Origin of the sequence: Allobosea sp. TWI1241 (genome assembly GCF_039673065.1) — a bacterium.
Lineage (GTDB): Bacteria > Pseudomonadota > Alphaproteobacteria > Rhizobiales > Beijerinckiaceae > Allobosea.
Map to the genome: position 1 here is coordinate 1 of NZ_JBDJKW010000019.1, position 20,331 is coordinate 20,331.

Genomic DNA, 20,331 nt, shown 5'->3' on the forward strand with positions numbered 1-20,331 from the left:
CAAGATCGACAGCCGCACCATCCTGGGCGAGATGGGCGCCGAGCAGCTGCTCGGCCAGGGCGACATGCTCTACATGGCCGGCGGCGGGCGCATCACCCGCGTGCACGGGCCCTTCGTCTCGGACGCCGAGGTCGAGAAGGTGGTGGCCCATCTCAAGACGCAAGGCCGGCCGGACTATCTCGAGGCGGTCACCGCCGAGGAGGACGAGGGCGGCGAGGCCGAGGACGGCGCGGTGTTCGACAAGAGCGCCATGGGCCAGGCCGACAGCGACGACCCCTACGAGCAGGCCGTCGCGGTGGTGCTGCGCGACCGCAAGGCCTCGACCTCCTACATCCAGCGCCGCCTCCAGATCGGCTACAACCGCGCCGCCTCGATCATGGAGCGCATGGAGACCGAAGGCATCGTCGGCCCCGCAAACCACGCCGGCAAACGCGAGATCCTCGTCGAGGCCGGGGCGCCGCGCGAGGACGAGGAGTGAGCGCCTCGGCGAAACCGGTCCTGAAAATGCCATGAGACCGCTGCAACCTCGCGCAGGTCGCGGCGGTCTGCCCTTGCGTCTGCCGGCGATCGCCCCGATATCCGACGCAAGGCCCTGAACGGAACCGACGCGCTTGATGACCACGACCCGAGCCCTGCCAGTCCTCGCTGCCGCCGCCCTGGCGCTCGCGCTGGCGCCGGGATTCGCCACGGCGCAGCCGCTGGACATCAAGCCGTCCTCGCAGCCGGCCGCGCCCCGCGTCGCCGCCCCGCGCGGCATTCCGCTGCCGCCGGCCCGTCCGCCGGGCCTCGGCATGCCGGCCGGCACCGCCCCCGTCCAGGCCCAGCCGGTCGCGAGCGCGACGGAGGCCCCGCCTGTCGCGACCCCGGTGCGCCAGGCCCGCCCGAGCGGCAATCTCTCGCGCGCCGAGGCGGTCGAGCGGCTCAACGCCTATTTCAACAGCTTCGCCACGCTGCAGGGCAATTTCACCCAGGTCGGCGCCGATGGCCGCCGCATGCAGGGGCGGCTCTACATCCAGCGCCCCGGCAAGATGCGCTTCGAATACGATCCGCCGGCGACGACCGAGGTGATCGCCGACGGCACCTCGGTGGCGATCCGCGACCGCCGGCTCGCCACGCAGGATCTCTACTCGATCGGCCAGACGCCGTTGAAGTTCCTGCTCAAGGAGCGGATGGACCTCGCCCGCGACACCGTCGTCACCGGCGTCACCACCCGCGGCGACATCCTCTCGGTGCGTCTCGACGACAAGTCGACGCTCGGCGGCACCTCGAAGATCACGCTGAACTTCGACCTCGCCGCCAACGAGCTGCGGCAATGGGTCGTGGTCGACCCGCAGGGCTACGAGACCTCGGTCTCTCTGCGCAATCTCGACACGCAGAGCCGGCCCGACCAGAAGAACTTCATCATCAACTACGAACGCGTTCTCTGAGGGCCAGTCACTCAGCCGTCATTCCGGGGCATCGCGGAGCGATGAACCCGGAATGACGGTGACATTGCGAGCCTTGCTTTTCGCCGCGCCGCGCCACAGGTTCCCGCCCGACCCGCCCAAAGCCGGAAGCCGTTCGTGAACCTCACCGTCACCACCTGGAACATCAACTCGGTGCGCCTGCGCATCGGCCTGGTCACCGATTTCCTCGGCACGCACGCGCCCGACGTGCTCTGCCTGCAGGAGACCAAGACGCCGGACGAGCAGTTCCCGGCCAAGGCCTTCGCCGAGGCCGGCTATCCGCACCAGGCCTTCATCGGCAACAAGGGCTATAACGGCGTCGCCATCGTCTCGAAGCTGCCCTTCAGCGAGCGCGACGCCATGGCGATGTGCGAGCGCAACGACGCCCGCCATATGAGCGTGGTGCTCGACGCCGGCGCCGGCCCGGCCGCAGGCATCGCCATCCATAACTTCTACATCCCGGCCGGCGGCGACATCGCCGACCCGGTGGCCAATCCGAAATTCGCCCACAAGCTGCAGTTCCTCGACGCGATCGGCGCCTGGGGCGTCAACAAGAACCCGGCCGGGCGGCCGAGCATCCTGGTCGGCGACCTCAACATCGCCCCTTACGAGCACGACGTCTGGAGCCACAAGCAGCTGCTCGACGTGGTCAGCCACACGCCGATCGAGACCACGACGCTGGAGCGGCTGCGCAGCGAGCTCGGCTGGACCGACGCCGCCCGCACGCTGATGCCTGAGCCGGAGAAGCTCTACAGCTGGTGGAGCTATCGCGCCGCCGACTGGCAGGCCTCGAACCGCGGCCGCCGGCTCGACCATATCTGGCTGTCGGAGGCGTTGAAGCCCGCGCTGCGCCAGGTCTCGTTCCTGCGCGAGGCCCGCGGCTGGGAGCGTCCCTCCGACCATGTCCCGGTGACGGTGAGCGTGGCGCTCTGACGGCGGACCGGCGCAGCCGGCTCCCGGCTCAGCGCCAGTCGATGGCGCGCAGCGCCATGCCGACCGAGGCGAGCTCGCCGGTGAAGCTCTGCAGGCGCTCCTCGATCGCCGCGGCGATCGCGTCGGCGGAGGCCGGCGATTCGCCGAGCACGCGCCGCATCACATTGCGCGACAGCTTCATCACCTGCGTCTTCTCGCGGGCGATCGCCGTCGCCGGCCGCTCGACCGGGGCAAACAGCGCCAGCTCGCCGAGCAGCGTGCCGGGCCCGGCGATCTCCTCGGCCGGGCGCCCGTCGTCGACCCGGCTCAGCGCCACCGCGCCCGACACCACGAGATAGGCCCCGTCGGCGCCGTCGCCATGGCGGAACAGGACGTCGCCGGCGCGCAGCGTGCGCGGCTCCGCCGCGAAGGCGACCAGCCGCAGCGCGTCGCGATCGAGCAGGCCGAGCAGCGGCTGCCGCGTCAGGAGCCGGATATCGTCTTCGAGCGCCATGCCGGCTCAGGGGTCGAGCCGGTAGCCACCGGCGTCGGTCACCAGCAGCCTCGCATTGGCGGGATCCGGCTCGATCTTCTGCCGCAGCCGGTAGATATGCGTTTCGAGCGTGTGGGTGGTGACCTGCGCGTTATAGCCCCAGACCTCCTGCAGCAGCACGTCGCGCGCGATCGGCTTGCGCCCGGCGCGGTAGAGGAAGCGCAGGATCGCCGTCTCCTTCTCGGTCAGCTTGGTCTTGGAGCCCTTGGCGCTGACCAGCAGCTTCGAGCCGGGATGGAAGGTGTAGGGGCCGACCTGGAAGACCGCGTCCTCGCTCGCCTCGTATTGGCGCAGATGCGCGCGGATGCGGGCGAGCAGCACCGCGAACTTGAACGGCTTCACCACATAGTCGTTGGCGCCGGCCTCGAGCCCCAGCACCGTGTCGGCGTCGGAGCCCTGGGCGGTGAGCATGATCACCGGCCCCTTGAAGCCGTTGCGGCGCATCAGCTTCACCGCCTCGCGCCCGTCCATGTCGGGCAGGCCGACATCCATCACCACGAGGTCGATACGCTCGGCCTGAACGGCCTTCAGCGAGGCGCCGGCGGTCTCGGCCGACGACACCTTGAAGTCGTCGAGCGGCGCCAGCTGCTCGGCCAGGGCCTCGCGCAGGGTCTGGTCGTCGTCGACGAGGAGGATATGATGCGTGGCTGGCATGGCCCGGTTCGGATCGGTTTCGGACGCCGCAACACTAGCCCGCCCCGAGCGGACGGCAAGTCGCGCAGGATGGATTTCCCGTGAAGAGAGCAGAGAATGCCGGCCCGAAGCGCGGGCTGACCCGCTTGCGGGTGGTCCGCTCGGTCCGCGACCGGCGCAAGGGCTTCCTCATCGCGGGCGCCGCGATCGTGCCCTGCGCGCTCGGGCGCGGTGGCATCGTCGTCGCGAAGCGCGAGGGCGATGGCGGCACGCCGCGTGCCGGCATGCCACTGCGGCGCGTGTTCTACCGCGCCGACCGGCTGCCGCGGCCGCGCTGCCTGCTGCCGGTGCGCCGCATCGATCCACGCGACGCCTGGTGCGACGACATGGCCGATCCGCGCTACAACCGCCTGATCCGGCGCCCGCCGGGCGAGGCTGAGGAGCGCCTCGCCCGCGCCGACCATCTCTACGACGTGATCGTCGAACTCGGCTGGAACGACGCGCCCGTCCGGCGCGGACATGGCAGCGCCATCTTCTGGCACCTCGCCCGCCCGGGCTTCACGCCCACCGCCGGCTGCGTCGCGGTGACGCGGCAGGTCTTCGCGCGGCTGCTGCCGCGGCTGTCGCGCGACTGCGTGCTGATGGTGCGCTGACGGCACCGGCCTGACCGCCTTGCGGCCGGCCGCGCCCTGGGGCAAGACTGGCGGCGAGCACCGTCTCGTCGATCATCATGGGTCAGGAACCGCCGTCCGGAGCACCGTCTCCGCGCCGGCGCGTCCGCCCCGCACGAGACCCGCCATGACAGACCAGCCCGACCTCCCGGCATCCCCGATCGGCTTCGGCCGCATCGCGGCGACGCTGCCCGTGCGCGACATCGCGCGCGCCTGCGCCTTCTATGAAGGCGCACTCGGCTTCTCCCGCAGCTTCCAGAACGGCGAACCGGTCGGCTTCGTCATCCTGACCAGCGGCGCCGCCGAACTGCACCTGACCTTGCAGCCCGGACACCGCGCCGCGCCCTTCCCCGTCGCCCATATGCTGGTCGACGATATCGAGGCCCTGCACGCGCTCTGCCAGAGCCGGGGCTTGCGCATCGTCAAGGGGCTGAAGAGCCAGGATTACGGGCTGCGGGCCTTCGTCTTCGAGGATCCGGACGGCAACCGCATCGATGTGGGCCAGCGCCTCTGAGCAACCGAACGCCGGCTGCGAGGACGAACGGTTCGGACCGGGATCAGCCGCGCGCGCCGAAGATCGCGCTGCCGACCCGGACATGGGTGGCGCCGAGCTGGATCGCCGCCTCGTAATCGGCGCTCATGCCCATCGACAGCATCGAGAGCCCGTTGCGGGCGGCGATCTTCTTGAGCAGGGCGAAATGCGGCGAGGGCTGGTCCTCGACCGGCGGGATGCACATCAGCCCGGCGATCGACAGGCCGTAATGCACACGGCACAGCGTCAGGAAGCCGTCGACCTCGGCCGGCAGGACGCCGCCCTTCTGCGGCTCAGCCCCGGTGTTGACCTGGACGACGAGCTGCGGCGCGCGGCCGCTGCGGGCGATCTCGCGCGACAGCTCCTTGGCCAGGCTCTCGCGGTCGAGCGACTGGATCACGTCGAACAGCGCCACCGCCTCGCGCGCCTTGTTGGACTGCAGCGGCCCGATCATGTGCAGGCGCGCCTGCGGGAAGCGCTCGCGCAGCGCCGGCCACTTCTCCTTGGCCTCCTGCACGTAGTTCTCGCCGAAATCGATCTGCCCGGCCTCGAGCACCGGCAGGATCTCCTCCGCCGGCTTGGTCTTGGAGACGGCGATCAGCGTCACCTCGCCGGGCTTGCGGCCGACATCCCGCGCGGCCCGCGCGATCGCCGTCCTGGTCTCCTCGAGCCTCGCCACCGCATCCGGGGTCATCGCCTGCTTCCTCGTCTCTCGTGCCGCCGCCGGCCCGATCATTGACCCGGAGCCTGCGATGGTGTCCTAGTCCGGGCCAGTCCGCTCACGCAAGAACGACACGATCAGCATGGCCGCCGAACGCTACAATCCCAAGGAAGCCGAGCCGAAATGGCGCAAGGTCTGGGACGAGCGCAAGCTCTACGAGACCCGGAACGACGACACCCGGCCGCCCTACTACGTGCTCGAGATGTTCCCCTATCCGTCGGGCCGCATCCATATGGGCCATGTCCGCAATTACGCGATGGGCGACGTCGTCGCGCGCTACAAGCGCGCCAAGGGTTTCGCCGTCCTGCATCCGATGGGCTGGGACGCCTTCGGCCTGCCGGCGGAGAACGCCGCCAAGGCCAACAAGGTCCATCCGCGCGAATGGACCTACGCCAATATCGCGACCATGCGCGCCCAGCTGCAGTCCATGGGCCTGTCGCTCGACTGGAAGCGCGAGCTCGCCACCTGCGACCCGAGCTATTACCGCCACCAGCAGAAGCTCTTTCTCGACTTCCTGAAGGCCGGGCTGGTCGACCGCAAGACCGCCAAGGTCAACTGGGACCCGGTCGACGAGACCGTGCTCGCCAACGAGCAGGTGATCGACGGGCGCGGCTGGCGCTCCGGCGCGATCGTCGAGCAGCGCGAGCTGACCCAGTGGTTCTTCCGCATCACCGCCTTCGGCCAGGAGCTCAGCGACGCCCTCGACGGGCTCGACCGCTGGCCGGACAAGGTCCGGCTGATGCAGAAGAACTGGATCGGCCGCTCCGAGGGGCTGATGGTTCGTTTCGCGCTCGAATCGAATGCGGTCGGCGAGAACGAGGTCGAGGTCTATACCACCCGCCCGGACACGCTGTTCGGCGCGCGCTTCCTCGCCGTCGCCGCCGATCATCCGCTCGCCAAGGCGGCCGCGGCCGGCAATCCGGCGCTGCAGGGCTTCATCGCCGAGTGCAAGAAGACCGGCACGGCGCAGGAGGTCATCGACAAGGCCGAGAAGCAGGGCTTCGACACCGGCATCCGCGCCGTGCACCCGCTCGACCCCAGCTGGACGCTGCCGGTCTACGTCGCCAATTTCGTGCTGATGGACTACGGCACCGGCGCGGTCTTCGGCTGCCCGGCGCATGACCAGCGCGACCTCGACTTCGTCAACAAATACGGGCTCGGCAACACGCCCGTGGTCTGCCCCGAGGGCACCGACCCGGCGAGCTTCGTCATCACCGACACCGCCTATGTCGATGACGGGCGGATGATCAATTCGCGCTTCCTCGACGGCATGACCATTTCGGAGGCGAAAGAAGAGGTCTCCCGTCGCCTCGAGAGCGAGGAGCGCGGCGGCCGGCCGGTCGCGACGCGCAAGGTCAATTTCCGCCTGCGCGACTGGGGCGTTTCGCGCCAGCGCTACTGGGGCTGCCCGATCCCGATCGTGCACTGCGAGGCCTGCGGCGTCGTGCCGGTGCCCGCGGCCGACCTGCCGGTGAAGCTCCCCGACGACGTCTCCTTCGACAAGCCCGGCAACCCGCTCGACCATCATCCGAGCTGGAAGCATGTCGCCTGCCCGTCCTGCGGCAAGCCGGCCCGGCGCGAGACGGACACGATGGACACCTTCGTCGATTCGTCCTGGTACTTCGCGCGCTTCACCGATCCGTGGCGCGAGCAGAGCCCGACCGACCGCGCCGTCGTCGACCGCTTCCTGCCGGTCGACCAGTATATCGGGGGCGTCGAGCACGCGATCCTGCACCTGCTCTATTCGCGCTTCTTCACCCGCGCGATGAAGGCGACCGGCCATGTCGGGCTCGACGAGCCCTTCGCCGGCATGTTCACCCAGGGCATGGTGGTCCACGAGACCTACAAGGCCCAGGATGGCAGCTGGATCGAGCCCGGCCAGGTCCGCATCGAGACGCTGGACGGCGCGCGCAAGGGCTTCGACGTCGATAGCGGCGCCCCGGTGACGATCGGCGCCATCGAGAAGATGTCGAAGTCGAAGAAGAACGTCGTCGACCCGGACGAGATCATCGCCTCCTACGGCGCCGATACAGCCCGCTGGTTCATGCTCTCCGACTCGCCGCCCGATCGCGACGTGATCTGGACCGACGAGGGCGTGCAGGGTTCGGCGCGCTTCGTGCAGCGGCTCTGGCGCATGATCGCCGAGATCGCCGAGCGCACCGGCAACGCGGTCGCGCGCCCGGCCAGCTTCGGCGAGGCCGCGCTCGGCCTGCGCAAGGCCACGCACCGCGCGCTGCACACCGTCGGCGCCGATATCGAGCGCCTCGCCTTCAACCGCTGCGTCGCGCATATCTACACACTGACAAACGCCATCGGGAAGGCGCTGGACGGCGCCGCCGAGAGCGCCGAGCTGCCCGCCGACATGGGCTTTGCCCTGCACGAGGCGGCGACCATCCTGGCCCAGCTCGTGGCGCCGATGATGCCGCATCTCGCCGAGGAGTGCTGGCAGGCGCTCGGCCGGCCGGGGCTGATCGGCGAGGCCGCCTGGCCCGAGACCGAGGCGGACCTGTTGACCGATGACAGCATCGTCCTGCCGGTCCAGATCAACGGCAAGAAGCGCGCCGAGGTGACGGTGGCCGCGGATGCGGATACTCTGGCCGTCGAGGCGGCCGCCCGCGCATCCGACGCCGTTCAGAAGGCGCTCGAAGGCCGGCCGATCCGCAAGATCATCGTGGTTCCTCGGAGAATCGTGAATGTCGTCGTCTGAAGCCCGCCTCGCCGGCCGCCTGCGGCCTCTCGCGCTCGGCGGCGTGCTGTTGCTGGCGGCACTCGCCGGCGGCTGCTTCCGCCCGCTCTATGCCGAGAGCACCGCCAGCACGGTCGGCGGCAGCGTCCGCTCGGCCCTGCTCAGCGTCGACGTGCCCGAGATCAAGGGCCTCGTCGGGCACTATCTGCGCAACGAGCTGGTCTTCGATCTCGACGGCAGTGACGCGCCCGACGCGCCGAAGACGCTGACGCTCGACATCACCACCACCGAGAGCCTCGAGGTCATCACGGTCGACTACGCCAATGGCCGCGCCGATTCCGCCATCCTGATCGCCACGGCGAACTGGTCGCTGAAGCGCAAGGGCTCCGGCGAGGTCGTGGTCTCGGGCCAGAGCGTGGCGCGCGCGCCCTATGAGCGCTCGCAGCAGCGCTTCGCCACGCTGCGCGCCGCCCGCGACGCCCAGATCCGCGCCGCCAAGAGCCTGGCGCAGCTGATCCGCGCCCGCATCGCCGGCGCCATCACCGCCGCCTGACGGCCGGCCGATGGCATCGATCAAGGCGCATGAGGCCGAACGGGCACTCGCCCGGCCGGACCCGGCCTGGCGCCTGTTCCTGTTCTACGGCCCCGATTCCGGCCTGGTCTCCGAGCGCGCGGCGGCGATCGCCCGCGCCAGCGTCGACGATCCCGAGGACGGCTTCCAGCTGATCCGGCTCGACGGCGACGATGTCGCGGCCGATCCGCTGAGACTGGTCGACGAGGCCAATACGATCGGCCTGTTCGGCGGCCGCCGCGCCATCCGCGTCTCGCAGACGGCAAAGCAGCTCACCGCCGCCGTCGAGCCGCTGCTCGCCACGCCCTCGCGCGACGCCATCGTGGTGATCGAGGCCGGCGACCTGCAGAAGTCCAATCCGCTGCGTGTAGCCTGCGAACGCGCCCGCTCGGCGCTGGCCGTTCCCTGCTATGGCGACGCCGCCCGCGATCTCGGCACCATCATCGACGAGATGGTCCGCGCCGCCGGCAAGAGCATCGACCGCGGCACACGCGAGCACCTCACCGGCATGCTCGGCGGCGACCGCCAGAGTTCGCGCCGCGAGATCGAGAAGCTGCTGCTCTATGTCGGCACCGATCCGGCCGTCACCCAGGCCCATGTCGAGGCGATCGTCGGCGACAGCGCCGCGCGCGAGCAGGCCAGCCTGATCGACGCGGTCTTCGCCGGGCGCTTCCCCGCGCTCGACCAGGCCTTCGGCAGGCTCGCCGGCGAGATGGACCAGGGCGTGCTGCTCGGCGCGGTGCTGCGCCATGCGCTGGCGCTGCTCAAGGCGAAGCTCGCCATGGAAGCCGGCCGCAGCGCCCGCGACGCGGTCTCCGGCATGCGCCTGCCCTATCCGCGCATGGCGCCCGCCGAGGCGGCGCTCCAGGGCTGGAGCACCGAGAAGCTGCGCGAGGCCGTGGTCATCCTCGGCACCGCGATCGCGGCCGTGCGGCGCGATGGCGACATGGCCCGCCCGCTCGCGGCGCGAGCGCTCTGGACGCTGGCGCGCACCGGCCCGGCCGCGCGGCGCTGACCGGCGACGTGCGTGCGGTCTCCGTCTCTAAAATACTATTGAAATCAAGACTTTAGGCGGCGGCAGAGTGTCTCGAGCTGCTCCAGCGTGCGATAGCTGATCCGCATCTCGCCGGCGCCATTGGCCTTGTGCTGGATGCTGACGCCGAGGCCCAGCGCCTCTTCCAGCGCCTTCTCGACCGCACGGGTGTCGGCATCTTTCTCGGGCCGGGCCGCAGCCGGCTTCGGGGCGACGGCGCTCTTGGTCTCGCCCCGCGCCTCGTCTTGGCCGATGCGCTCGACATCGCGCACGGTCAGGCCCTGCTCGACCACGCGGCGCGCGACGAATTCCGGATCCGAAACGGCCAGCAGCGCGCGGGCATGGCCCGCCGAGACTGCGCCCTCGCTGACCAGCTTGCGCACCGGCTCGGGCAGCTTGGTCAGCCGCATCGTGTTCGCGACATGGCTGCGGCTCTTGCCGATCACCTTGGCGAGGTCGTTCTGCGTGTAGTCGAATTCGGCGATCAGCCGCTCATAGCCGGCCGCCTCCTCCATCGGGTTGAGGTCGGCGCGCTGGACGTTCTCGACGATGGCGATCTCGAGCGCCTCGCGGTCGTCGGCCTCGACGATGATGACCGGGACCTCGTGCAGCTCGGCCCGCTGGGCCGCGCGCCAGCGCCGTTCGCCGGCGATGATCTCATAGGCGTCGAGCATGCCGGGAATGGCGCGCACGATGATCGGCTGCAGGATGCCGCGCTCGCGCACCGAGGCCGAGAGATCGGCGAGATCCTCCTCGGCGAAGACCCGGCGCGGATTGCGCGCATTCGGGCGCAGGAACTCCACTGGCACCTTGCGCTGCCCGCGGGCGCGCTCGATCGCGCCGATCTCGTCGCCGACATCGCCGATCAGTGCGGCGAGGCCCCGGCCAAGGCGCGAGCGTCCCTGTTCCTCAGCCATCGTCATTCCCCTCGAATCATGCGTCGTTCAGCGGTTCAGGCGGCGCGCAGGGCGCGTTCGCGCCGGATGACCTCGGAGGCCAGCCGGAGATAGGCCTGCGAGCCCTGGCAGCGCAGGTCGTAGAGCAGCGCCGGCTTGCCGTAGGACGGCGCCTCGGAGACCCGGACATTGCGCGGGATCACGGTCTCGTAGACCTTGTCGCCGAGGAAATCGCGGACATCGGCCATGACCTGGCCGGAGAGATTGTTGCGCGGGTCGAACATGGTCAGCACCACGCCCTGGATGATCAGGCGCGGATTGAGCCCGGCCCGCACCTGCTCGACCGTCTTGAGCAGCTGGCTGAGGCCTTCCAGCGCGAAGAACTCGCATTGCAGCGGCACCAGCACCGCATCGGCCGCCGTCATCGCGTTGATGGTGATCAGGCTGAGCGAGGGCGGGCAGTCGATCAGCACATAGGTCAGCTCGCTGCAGCGCTGGTCGTGTTCGAGCTCGTCGATCGCCTTCCTCAGGCGCAGCGCCCGATCCTTGGCGCTGGCGATCTCCAGCTCGACGCCGAGCAGGTCGAGCGTCGAGGGCGCCAGGAACAGATTGGGAACAGCGGTGGCCTGCATCGCGAGACCGAGGCCGATATCGCCGCAGAGCACGTCATAGGTCGAGGCGCGCCGGCTTTTGCGATCGACGCCGAGCCCGGTCGAGGCGTTGCCCTGCGGATCGAGATCGATGATCAGCACCTTCTCGCCGATCGCCGCCAGCGCCGTGCCGAGATTGATCGCGGTCGTCGTCTTGCCGACGCCACCCTTCTGATTGGCCAGAGCCAGGACACGTGGCCGGCCGGGACTGTGACGATGACCCGGTTCGTTCATGGATCTGCCCGCCTCTGAGCCTCGCGGATCACAAGGATTCGCGCGGCCGGATCAGTGACTGAAGGAAAGGTTAACGCCTGAAGTGTCCAAGATTTAGACGCTTCGGTCAATTCCGCATCTAGATGTTGACCCTTCGGAAAGACCGCGGTCACCCCGGTTCTCAACAGCTCTTTGCACCAGTCGAGCAGTTGCGGCAGCGGCGCCAGCGCCCGCGCCGTCACCACGTCGACCTTGCCGACGAAGCGCGGCATCGCCTGCTCGATCCGCTCGGCATGGACGGTGACCGGCGCGCCGGTCAGCCGCGCGACATGGCGCAGGAAGGCGCATTTGCGCGCATTGCTCTCGACCAGATCGATATGGCCGCCGGTCTCCGCCAGGCAGATGCCGAGGACGAGCCCCGGAAAGCCACCGCCGGAACCGAGATCGAGCCAGCGCCTCGCCCCGTCGGGTGCATGGCGGAAGAGCTGGAGCGAATCGGCAATGTGGCGGGTCCAGACCTCGGCCAGCGTCGCCTCGGAGACGAGGTTCTTCGCCTTCTGCCAACGCCCCAGCTCGGCGACGAGGATGTCGAGGCGCTCCACTGTTTCACGTGAAACAGGCGTCAAGCCCAAAGCGGTGCGCCGGCCGGAGTTGTCCTTGTTATCAACAGAGTTCACAGCATCACGCCGCCGATTCGATGGGTCTCTCCCGTCTACGCCGCGCCTGCGCGGCGAGCAACGTCAAAGCCGCCGGCGTCATGCCCTCGATCCGCGCCGCCTGGGCGATGCTGGCCGGCCGTGCCTCCTTGAGCTTCAGCCGCAATTCGTTGGAGAGGCCCGACACCCCGTCGAGATCGAGGTCGTCGGGCAGGGCCAGCGCCTCGTCGCGGCGATAGGAAGCGATCTCCTGCGCCTGCCGGTCGAGATAGACCGCATAGGTCGCATCGGCGACGACGCGATCGACCACGCCCGCCGCGAACCCGCGGATCTCCGGCCAGTTGCGCGCGAGATCGTCAAAACCGACTGCCGGATAAGACAAAATCTGGAAGGCGCTGCGGCGGACACCGTCGCGATTGACCTGAAGGCCCAGCGCCTCAGCCTCAGACGGCGTCATCACCCGCTCCTGCAGCAGGGCCGTCAGCCAGCCGATCTCGGCCTGCCGCCCCTCGAAATGTCCCCGGCGCTCACTGCCGACCACCCCGAGCCCGATGCCGAGCCCGGTCAGGCGCTCATCGGCATTGTCGACCCGCAGCGACAGCCGGAACTCGGCCCGCGAGGTGAACATGCGATAGGGCTCGGTCACGCCGCGCGTCACCAGATCGTCGATCATCACGCCGATATAGGATTGCGTCCGGTCGAGCGTGATCGGCTCGCTGCCGCCGGCCCGTCGAGCCGCGTTCAGCCCGGCGAGCAGGCCCTGCCCGGCCGCCTCCTCATAGCCGGTGGTGCCGTTGATCTGCCCGGCCAGGAACAGCCCGCGCAACGCACGGGTCTCCAACGTCGCCGACAACGCGCGCGGATCGACGAAGTCGTATTCGATCGCATAGCCGGGGCGCAGCATCACCGTCCGTTCCAGGCCCGGAATGGTCTTGAGCAGGCCAAGCTGAACGTCCTCCGGCAGCGAGGTCGAAATGCCGTTGGGGTAGACGGTCGGGTCGTCGAGCCCTTCCGGCTCCAGGAAGATCTGATGGCCGTCGCGATCGCCGAACCGGCCGACCTTGTCCTCGATCGACGGGCAATAGCGCGGCCCCCGCCCCTCGATCTGGCCGGAGAACATCGGGGCGCGATGCAGATTGGCGCGGATCAGCTCATGCGTCGCCAGCGTGGTGCGGGTGATGCCGCAGGCGATCTGCGGCGTCTCGATCCGCGCCGTCAGCGCCGAGAACGGCTCCGGCGGGTCGTCGCCGGGCTGCATCTCCAGCGAGTTCCAGTCGATGGTGCGTCCGTCGAGCCGCGGCGGCGTGCCGGTCTTGAGCCGGCCGAGCGGAAAGCCGTGACGCTCCAGCGTCAGCGAAAGCCCGACCGAGGGCGCTTCGCCGACACGGCCGGCCGCGATCTGGGTCTCGCCGATATGGACGAGGCCGCGCAGGAAGGTGCCGGTGGTCAGCACGACTGTTCCGCAGGCGAATCGACGGCCATCGGCGAGCACGACGCCAGCGACCCGCGCCTCGTTCACCACCAGATCGAAGACCTCGCCGGCGACGAGGTCGAGGCCGGGCTGGGCCGCGAGCGCCGCCTGCACCGCCTCGCGATAGAGCCTGCGGTCGGCCTGGGCCCGCGGACCGCGCACCGCCGGGCCCTTGCGCCGGTTGAGCATGCGGAACTGGATGCCGCCCTTATCGGCGCAGCGGGCCATGATCCCATCGAGCGCATCGATCTCGCGGACGAGATGGCCCTTGCCGAGACCGCCGATCGCCGGATTGCAGGACATCACGCCGATCGTGTCGAGGCGATGGGTGATCAGGGCAGTGCGCGCACCGGCCCGGGCCGCCGCGGCGGCCGCCTCGGCGCCGGCATGGCCGCCACCGACCACGATCACGTCATAGCTGCTGTCTTCGCTCATCGTGTCTCGGGATCCCGCTGGAACATCGGCTCGGCAGGCGCCTGAGGCGGTCCGCACCGTCCGCGGACGGCGTGGCTGTCACGGCCTGCCCATCCGGGGGCCGGCGCATCTCCGCGAGCCGGAAGAACGCCGCATCTCTCTACAGCATCGCCCGCTCGCGTGGAAACGCGATTTCGCGGGTGTGGAGGCGAGGGAAGGCGGCAAGTGGGCGCGGCGGCGATGTCGAAGCGTGCGGTGGCCTGTCACTCATCTGACCAGTGCCACGCCCAGCAGAGCCGCAGCCCCATACCCCAATCCGCTGTCGCCCTGTCATGCCGGAGCGCGGCGCGCGCGGGAAACCCGCCACCGTATCATCCAGACCAGTTGAGCGGCCTCATCCGTCATGGTCGGGCTTGTCCCGACCATCCACGTCTTGCGACGGCACGGTACACGCGCCAGCCCGGGACGTTTTGGCTTCGAATGACGGTAGCCGGTGAGCGCGGCGCTGGGCGCGCTGGCTGGACCGATCTCGTAGTCATGGGTTCCGGGCTCGGGCCTGCGGCCCGCCCCGGAATGACGGGCGAGGCATACCGCGCATACGGGGGGATACAGGGATATGGGACGTAATGTGGGCTGCCGGGCCGCGTCAGCCTCTGCGCGATGAGCAGCGCCGGGTGCAAGCCATGCCCGGATCGGGCCGCAGTGTTGCCTCCCGGTCCGTCCAGCGGTTCTGACCCGCCACCGCCGGGCCACCACCCCTGCCATCGCAAGCCTCCACCCGTCATTCCGGGGCGCCGCGCAGCGGCGAGCCCGGAACCCGCGACTGGGCGCAGAGGGAAAACACTGACGCCACTGACGGTAACGCCGCCCTCCCCTCAACGCACACCAAGACCTCCCGCGCGCCATCACACCCGGTATGACTCGCGGTATGACCGGCTGGCCCTACCCGAATGCGGCCCTATTTTCCGATGCAGAAGCCCGCGAACAGGCTGTCCAGCACGTCCTCGACATCGATGCGCCCGACCAGGCGTTCCAGCGCCCGCGCCGCCAGCCGCAGCTCCTCGGCGGCGAGCTCGGCGCTGTCGGGATCGACCAAAGCGGCACGCCGGATCGCGGCCTCGGCCTCGGCGATGGCGAGACGCTGGCGCTCGCGGGTGACCAGCGCCGGCTCCGGCGTGACGATCTCGCGTAGTCGAGCACCGATGGCGCCGATCAGCGCTTCGAGCCCGGCCCCGCTCATCGCGGAGACCGGCAGTTCGTGCGGCAGGATCGGCCCGGCGAGATCGGCCTTGGTGGCGAGCGCGATTTCGGCCGGTACTACCTGGGATGATGACGGCACCGAATCGATCGCGCGCAGGCGCAGGACGAGATCGGCCTGGGCGAGCTTGCCCAGCGTGCGGCGCACGCCCTCCTGCTCGATCGCGTCGTCGCTGTCGCGCAGGCCCGCGGTGTCGACCAGCAGTACCGGCAGGCCATCGAGATCGAGCCGCACCTCGATGGCGTCGCGCGTCGTGCCGGCGACCGGCGAGACGATCGCCACGTCACGGCGGGCGAGCGCATTGAGCAGGCTCGACTTGCCGGCATTGGGCGGGCCGGCAAGCACGACCAGAAAGCCCTCGCGCACCCGCTCGCCGGCGCGGAAGCTGCCGAGCGCCGCGGCGAAGTCGGGCAGCAGCGTCTGGGCGATCGCCAGCGCCTGCGGGACGAGGCCGCCGGAGACGTCGCCCTCGTCGGCGAAGTCGATCTCCGCCTCCAGCAGCATCAGTGCCTCGACCAGCCGCGCCCGCCAGCCGGCCGCCATGGTGCCGAGCGCGCCCTCCATCTGGCGCAGCGCCTGGCGGCGCTGCCATTCCGTCTCCGAATCGATCAGGTCGGCCAGCCCCTCCACCGCGGCAAGGTCGAGCTTGCCGGCCTCGAAGGCGCGGCGGGTGAAGGCGCCGGGCTCGGCCAGCTTCAGCCCCGGCAATGCGGTCAGCCGGGCGATCAGGCGCGCCAGCACGGCGCGCGAACCGTGGACGTGGAATTCCGCGACATCCTCGCCGGTGAAGGAGGACGGCCCCTGGAAGAACAGCACGAGGGCATGATCGATCACCGCACCGTCGGCGTCGCGCAGCGCGGCATAGCGGGCCCGGCGCGGCTCCGGCACAAAACCGATGATCGTTTCGAGGACGAATCGGACGCGCGGCCCCGAGACGCGGACCACAGCGACACCGGCGCGCCCCGGCGCGGAGGACAAGGCCAGGATGGTCGGATAGGCTCGTTCGCTCACCTCACGCCCCCTGCGCGCTCCGGAGGAACGGCCCTGTGAACCGCCTCGCCCATGCCGCCAGCCCCTACCTCCTCCAGCACGCGACCAACCCGGTCGATTGGTGGCAATGGGGTGACGACGCCTTCGCCGAAGCCCGCCGCAGCGACCGGCCCGTGCTGCTCTCGATCGGCTACGCGGCCTGCCACTGGTGCCATGTCATGGCCCATGAGAGCTTCGAGGATCCCGCAACCGCGGCGGTGATGAACGAGCTGTTCGTCAACATCAAGGTCGATCGCGAGGAGCGGCCGGATATCGACCATGTCTACATGTCGGCGCTGCACAGCCTCGGCGAGCAGGGCGGCTGGCCGCTGACCATGTTCCTCGACAGCGACGGCGCGCCCTTCTGGGGCGGCACCTATTTTCCGCCGAGCGACCGCTATGGCCGGCCCGGCTTCGTCTCGGTGCTGCGGCGGATCGCGGCGATCCATGGCGGCGATCGCAGCCGGATCCGCCACAATGCCGAGGCGATCCGCGCGGCGCTGGCCCGCGCCGAGCCGGGCACGCAAGCCGCCGAGCCCGGCGAGCCCGATCTCGACGGTCTGGCGCAGGCGATCGCCGGCCGCTTCGACCCCGAGCTCGGCGGGCTGACCGGGGCGCCGAAATTCCCCAATCCCGGCCTGATCGAGTTGCTCTGGCGCCGCGGCGCCCGGCCGGGCGGCGAGGCGGCGCTTGAGCGGGCGCGCATCGCGCTCACCCGGATGGCGCAGGGCGGCATCCAGGACCATCTCGGCGGCGGCTTCGCGCGCTATGCGGTCGACGAGCGCTGGCTCGTGCCGCATTTCGAGAAGATGCTTTACGACAACGCCCAGCTCCTGCCGCTCTACGCGCTGGCCTGGCGCGACACGGGCGACCCGCTGATGCGCGAGGCGGCCGAGGGCATCGTCGCCTGGCTCGAGCGCGAGATGACGGTCGAGGGCGGCGCCTTCGCCGCCAGCCTCGACGCCGATTCCGAGGGCGAGGAAGGCCGCTACTATGTCTGGACGCCGCAGGAGCTGGTCGCAGCGCTGGGCGAGGCGGACGCCGCCCTGCTCGCCCGGTATTACGACGTCACCGCTAACGGCAACTGGGAAGGCCGGTCGATTCTCAACCGGCTCGACGGCCCCGACCCGACGCCGGAGGAGGCGCAGCGCCTGGTCGCGATCCGCGCGCGGCTGCTGGCGCATCGGGCGCAGCGTGTACCGCCCGGTCTCGATGACAAGGTGCTGGCCGACTGGAACGGCCTCGCCATCGCCGGCCTCGCCCGTGCGGCCGGCCTGCTGGAGCGGCCCGACTGGCTGGCCATGGCCGAGACCGCCTTTCGTTACGTCGACGAATCGATGGCGGATGGCGACGGGCTCTGCCATGCCCGGCGCGGGGAACGGCGCATCGCGCCGGGCTTTGCGCTCGACCACGCCGCGATGGCAGATGCCGCAATGGCCCTGCACGACGCGACCGGCGCGCGGCACTACCTTGCCGCGGCGCAGCGCTGGAGCGCGCATCTCGACAGGTACTACTGCGAGGAGTCCGGACTTCTGCGGATGACGCGCGGCGACGAGGCCGGTTCCGGCGCGGTCATCCTGCCGGCCATACCGAGGCCCACTCACGACGACGCGGTGCCCAACGCCAACGGCATCCACGCCCAGGTGCTGCTGCGCCTCGCCGCCGCAACCGGCAGGCAGGCGGATCGCCAGCGCGCCGACGCCTTCCTGGCCGCTCTCCTGCGCGCCGCCATGCCGATGCCGATGGCGCATGCCTCGGCGCTCAACGCCTACGATCTCGCCCGCAACGGCGTCGAACTGGTGATCGCCGGCCCGGAGCGCGCGCACTTCCGGCAGGCGGCGCTGCGCCTGCCCTCTCTTGGCCTGATGATCGCCGATGCGGGCGAGGCCGGCGCATTGCCACCCGATCATCCGGCGGCGGCGATGCTGGCCCGCGCCGGCGCGGGCGCAGCCTTCATCTGCCGTCACGGACGCTGCCTGCCGCCCGTCACGGACCCGAATCGACTCGCGGAAGCCGTCGCTTCGGCGTGACGGCCGCCCAGGTCCGGCCCGTTGCCGGGCGAGAGAGCACGCCGGCGCTGGATGATGGCCGGCGGCGATCCATACCGTCGCGCGCAAACTGCGGAGGTCGTTGCCGCGCCGGAACCGCGGGCCATCGAGCGTACGCCACTCGTCACGGTCCCGATTCGGTCGGGCATCGGGCCCGCTAAGCCGTCCGGCGAAACCATGTGTCGGTGTTCAGTCTGCGGCAGCGGCAGAGCCTGGCTGGCATGCTTTCCGGCGCTGGCAGCACGCACAGGCCCTTGAGCACTCCGGCACGCATGCCAGCCGCATCCGCTCAGGACTCTGGCCCCTGACCTTGAGCAGACCGTCACGGCTCCGATTCGACATGGCGGAGCCGGAGCCAAGCGCCGTGGCCCTGCCCGGCCAATGCTCTTCGCTCACACGACCTGCGTCCAAACGAAAAGGACCACGGCATCGCTGCCATGGCCCTTCGCTTGATCATCCTCCGCCGCTGCTGCGGCGGCGATCAGGTGTTCATCGAATCGAAGAACTCGGAGTTCTGCTTGGTCTGGCGCAGCTTGTCGATCAGGAACTCGATCGCGTCCTGCGGGCCCATCGGGTTGAGGATGCGGCGCAGCACATAGGTCTTCTGCAAATCGGAGCGCGGCGTGATGAGCTCCTCCTTGCGGGTGCCGGATTTGAGGATGTCGATCGCCGGGAAGATGCGCTTGTCGGCCACCTTGCGGTCGAGCACGATCTCGGAGTTGCCGGTGCCCTTGAACTCCTCGAAGATCACCTCGTCCATACGGCTGCCGGTGTCGATCAGCGCGGTGGCGACGATGGTCAGCGAGCCGCCTTCCTCGATATTGCGCGCCGCGCCGAAGAAGCGCTTCGGACGCTGCAGGGCGTTGGCGTCGACACCGCCGGTCAGCACCTTGCCGGAGGACGGCACCACGGTGTTGTAGGCGCGGCCGAGGCGGGTGATCGAATCGAGCAGGATGACGACGTCGCGGCCGTGCTCGACCAGGCGCTTGGCCTTCTCGATCACCATCTCCGCGACCTGGACGTGGCGGGTGGCCGGCTCGTCGAAGGTCGAGGAGACGACCTCGCCCTTCACCGAGCGCTGCATGTCGGTGACCTCTTCCGGCCGCTCGTCGATCAGCAGCACGATGAGGTAGCATTCCGGGTGGTTGGTGGTGATCGACTGCGCGATGTTCTGCAGCAGCACGGTCTTGCCGGTGCGCGGCGGCGCCACGATCAGGGCGCGCTGGCCCTTGCCGATCGGCGCCACGATGTCGATGACGCGCGGCGAGAAGTCCTTCTTGGTCGGATCCTGCACCTCGAGCTTGAGCCGCTCGTCCGGATAGAGCGGGGTCAGGTTGTCGAAGTGGATCTTGTGCTTGATCTTCTCCGGATCCTCGAAGTTGATCGTGTTGACCTTGAGCAGCGCGAAATAGCGCTCGCCGTCCTTGGGGCCGCGGATCGGGCCCTCGACGGTGTCGCCGGTGCGCAGGCCGAACTTCCGGATCTGGGTCGGCGAGACGTAGATGTCGTCCGGGCCGGGCAGGTAGTTCGAATCGGAGGAGCGCAGGAAGCCGAAGCCGTCCTGCAGGACCTCGACCACGCCCTCGCCGAGGATCTCGGTCTCCTTGGCGGCGAGCTGCTTGAGAATCGCGAACATCAGCTCCTGCTTGCGCATGGTGCTGGCGTTCTCGACCTCGACGCCCTCGGCGAAGGCGATCAGCTCGGTCGGCGACTTCGCCTTCAGTTCGTGAAGCTTGATTTCCCGCATGGGGCACCCGGATGAGAATGGCCCTGCGGGCGCAGGGACCGGCAACAGCTGAGGATCGACGGCACCAAGGCGGCAGCGGGCCGCTCTTGTCGGATTGTCGTGGCTGTCTGGCGCGAGGCAGACCCTGCACGAACCGTCGACGATAGGGAGGACGTTTACGAGGAAACGCAGGGCTTGATAGCGGTTTTCCCG

Annotated in this window: 18 protein-coding genes; 9 read left to right on the forward strand and 9 right to left on the reverse strand. The window is 69.7% G+C overall.

What is annotated here, in order from left to right:
* The 3 genes from ABE438_RS18475 to xth form a co-directional block, all read left to right on the forward strand.
* Positions 1–478 (forward strand): DNA translocase FtsK (locus ABE438_RS18475; protein WP_346504139.1); only part of this gene is annotated, 478 nt, incomplete at its 5' end.
* A 136-nt stretch (positions 479–614) separates the two neighbouring features.
* The gene (locus ABE438_RS18480) at positions 615–1,427 is read left to right on the forward strand and encodes an outer membrane lipoprotein carrier protein LolA (protein ID WP_346504140.1); all 813 of its coding nucleotides are present in this window, start codon (positions 615–617) and stop codon (positions 1,425–1,427) included.
* 135 nt (positions 1,428–1,562) lie between these two features.
* Positions 1,563–2,378, forward strand: coding sequence for an exodeoxyribonuclease III (gene xth, locus ABE438_RS18485; RefSeq protein WP_346504141.1), 816 nt, complete (start codon positions 1,563–1,565; stop codon positions 2,376–2,378).
* A gap of 28 nt (positions 2,379–2,406) precedes the next feature.
* Here xth and ABE438_RS18490 read toward each other — a convergent pair whose 3' ends face one another.
* Together ABE438_RS18490 and ABE438_RS18495 are read right to left on the reverse strand one after the other, a co-directional pair.
* A complete protein-coding gene (locus ABE438_RS18490) occupies positions 2,407–2,871 on the reverse strand; it encodes a cyclic nucleotide-binding domain-containing protein (RefSeq protein ID WP_346504142.1) in 465 nt (154 codons plus the stop codon).
* 6 nt (positions 2,872–2,877) lie between these two features.
* Positions 2,878–3,564 (reverse strand): response regulator transcription factor, encoded by a 687-nt coding sequence (locus ABE438_RS18495; protein WP_346504143.1) that lies wholly within the window; start codon positions 3,562–3,564, stop codon positions 2,878–2,880.
* 80 nt (positions 3,565–3,644) lie between these two features.
* Between ABE438_RS18495 and ABE438_RS18500 the strand changes: the two genes are divergently transcribed.
* Positions 3,645–4,196 carry a L,D-transpeptidase family protein gene (locus tag ABE438_RS18500; protein ID WP_346504144.1) on the forward strand — a complete coding sequence of 184 codons (552 nt, stop codon included), beginning with the start codon at positions 3,645–3,647 and terminating at the stop codon, positions 4,194–4,196.
* Between the two features lie 145 nt (positions 4,197–4,341).
* Entirely contained in the window at positions 4,342–4,728 is a 387-nt protein-coding gene (locus ABE438_RS18505) for a VOC family protein (RefSeq protein ID WP_346504145.1), read from the forward strand.
* A 43-nt stretch (positions 4,729–4,771) separates the two neighbouring features.
* Here ABE438_RS18505 and ABE438_RS18510 read toward each other — a convergent pair whose 3' ends face one another.
* Positions 4,772–5,440 carry a YggS family pyridoxal phosphate-dependent enzyme gene (locus ABE438_RS18510; RefSeq protein ID WP_346504146.1) on the reverse strand — a complete coding sequence of 223 codons (669 nt, stop codon included), beginning with the start codon at positions 5,438–5,440 and terminating at the stop codon, positions 4,772–4,774.
* 109 nt (positions 5,441–5,549) lie between these two features.
* On the opposite strand from ABE438_RS18510, the gene leuS reads away from it, so the two are divergent.
* From leuS to holA, 3 genes are read left to right on the forward strand one after another with little or no spacing between them, the layout of a single operon-like run.
* Entirely contained in the window at positions 5,550–8,174 is a 2,625-nt protein-coding gene (gene leuS, locus ABE438_RS18515) for a leucine--tRNA ligase (RefSeq protein WP_346504147.1), read from the forward strand.
* Positions 8,161–8,706 (forward strand): LPS assembly lipoprotein LptE, encoded by a 546-nt coding sequence (locus tag ABE438_RS18520; RefSeq protein WP_346504148.1) that lies wholly within the window; start codon positions 8,161–8,163, stop codon positions 8,704–8,706. Before leuS ends, ABE438_RS18520 begins: the two co-directional genes overlap by 14 nt.
* 10 nt (positions 8,707–8,716) lie before the next feature.
* Positions 8,717–9,739, forward strand: a complete 1,023-nt coding sequence (gene holA, locus ABE438_RS18525; protein WP_346504149.1) for a DNA polymerase III subunit delta — start codon at positions 8,717–8,719, stop codon at positions 9,737–9,739.
* 44 nt (positions 9,740–9,783) lie between these two features.
* On the opposite strand, the gene ABE438_RS18530 is transcribed toward holA, so the two are convergent.
* From ABE438_RS18530 to mnmE, 5 genes are all read right to left on the reverse strand, one after another.
* Positions 9,784–10,674: a ParB/RepB/Spo0J family partition protein gene (locus tag ABE438_RS18530; protein WP_346504150.1), complete on the reverse strand. Its 891-nt coding sequence runs from the start codon at positions 10,672–10,674 to the stop codon at positions 9,784–9,786.
* Between the two features lie 35 nt (positions 10,675–10,709).
* Positions 10,710–11,537 carry a ParA family protein gene (locus tag ABE438_RS18535; RefSeq protein WP_346504151.1) on the reverse strand — a complete coding sequence of 276 codons (828 nt, stop codon included), beginning with the start codon at positions 11,535–11,537 and terminating at the stop codon, positions 10,710–10,712.
* On the reverse strand, positions 11,534–12,193 hold the full coding sequence (gene rsmG / locus ABE438_RS18540; RefSeq protein ID WP_465248637.1) for a 16S rRNA (guanine(527)-N(7))-methyltransferase RsmG: 660 nt from the start codon (positions 12,191–12,193) through the stop codon (positions 11,534–11,536). The genes ABE438_RS18535 and rsmG overlap by 4 nt, the downstream gene beginning before the upstream one ends.
* A 4-nt stretch (positions 12,194–12,197) precedes the next feature.
* Positions 12,198–14,078, reverse strand: coding sequence for a tRNA uridine-5-carboxymethylaminomethyl(34) synthesis enzyme MnmG (mnmG, locus tag ABE438_RS18545; protein ID WP_346504152.1), 1,881 nt, complete (start codon positions 14,076–14,078; stop codon positions 12,198–12,200).
* A gap of 937 nt (positions 14,079–15,015) precedes the next feature.
* Positions 15,016–16,326 (reverse strand): tRNA uridine-5-carboxymethylaminomethyl(34) synthesis GTPase MnmE, encoded by a 1,311-nt coding sequence (gene mnmE / locus ABE438_RS18550; RefSeq protein ID WP_346504153.1) that lies wholly within the window; start codon positions 16,324–16,326, stop codon positions 15,016–15,018.
* A 35-nt stretch (positions 16,327–16,361) separates the two neighbouring features.
* Between mnmE and ABE438_RS18555 the strand changes: the two genes are divergently transcribed.
* On the forward strand, positions 16,362–18,374 hold the full coding sequence (locus ABE438_RS18555) for a thioredoxin domain-containing protein (protein WP_346504154.1): 2,013 nt from the start codon (positions 16,362–16,364) through the stop codon (positions 18,372–18,374).
* 499 nt (positions 18,375–18,873) lie between these two features.
* Here the strand turns inward: ABE438_RS18555 and rho are convergent, their stop codons facing one another.
* On the reverse strand, positions 18,874–20,139 hold the full coding sequence (gene rho, locus ABE438_RS18560; protein WP_346504155.1) for a transcription termination factor Rho: 1,266 nt from the start codon (positions 20,137–20,139) through the stop codon (positions 18,874–18,876).
* Positions 20,140–20,331 lie beyond the last annotated feature (192 nt).

Excerpts from the sequence above, each read along its gene's own strand:
- ABE438_RS18480 (WP_346504140.1), top strand. The coding sequence starts at position 615 with ATGACCACGACCCGAGCCCTGCCAGTCCTCGCTGCCGCCGCCCTGGCG.
- ABE438_RS18490 (WP_346504142.1), bottom strand. The coding sequence starts at position 2,871 with ATGGCGCTCGAAGACGATATCCGGCTCCTGACGCGGCAGCCGCTGCTC.
- ABE438_RS18495 (WP_346504143.1), bottom strand. The coding sequence starts at position 3,564 with ATGCCAGCCACGCATCATATCCTCCTCGTCGACGACGACCAGACCCTG.
- ABE438_RS18505 (WP_346504145.1), top strand. The coding sequence starts at position 4,342 with ATGACAGACCAGCCCGACCTCCCGGCATCCCCGATCGGCTTCGGCCGC.
- ABE438_RS18510 (WP_346504146.1), bottom strand. The coding sequence starts at position 5,440 with ATGACCCCGGATGCGGTGGCGAGGCTCGAGGAGACCAGGACGGCGATC.
- leuS (WP_346504147.1), top strand. The coding sequence starts at position 5,550 with ATGGCCGCCGAACGCTACAATCCCAAGGAAGCCGAGCCGAAATGGCGC.
- ABE438_RS18520 (WP_346504148.1), top strand. The coding sequence starts at position 8,161 with ATGTCGTCGTCTGAAGCCCGCCTCGCCGGCCGCCTGCGGCCTCTCGCG.
- holA (WP_346504149.1), top strand. The coding sequence starts at position 8,717 with ATGGCATCGATCAAGGCGCATGAGGCCGAACGGGCACTCGCCCGGCCG.
- ABE438_RS18530 (WP_346504150.1), bottom strand. The coding sequence starts at position 10,674 with ATGGCTGAGGAACAGGGACGCTCGCGCCTTGGCCGGGGCCTCGCCGCA.
- ABE438_RS18535 (WP_346504151.1), bottom strand. The coding sequence starts at position 11,537 with ATGAACGAACCGGGTCATCGTCACAGTCCCGGCCGGCCACGTGTCCTG.
- mnmG (WP_346504152.1), bottom strand. The coding sequence starts at position 14,078 with ATGAGCGAAGACAGCAGCTATGACGTGATCGTGGTCGGTGGCGGCCAT.
- rho (WP_346504155.1), bottom strand. The coding sequence starts at position 20,139 with ATGCGGGAAATCAAGCTTCACGAACTGAAGGCGAAGTCGCCGACCGAG.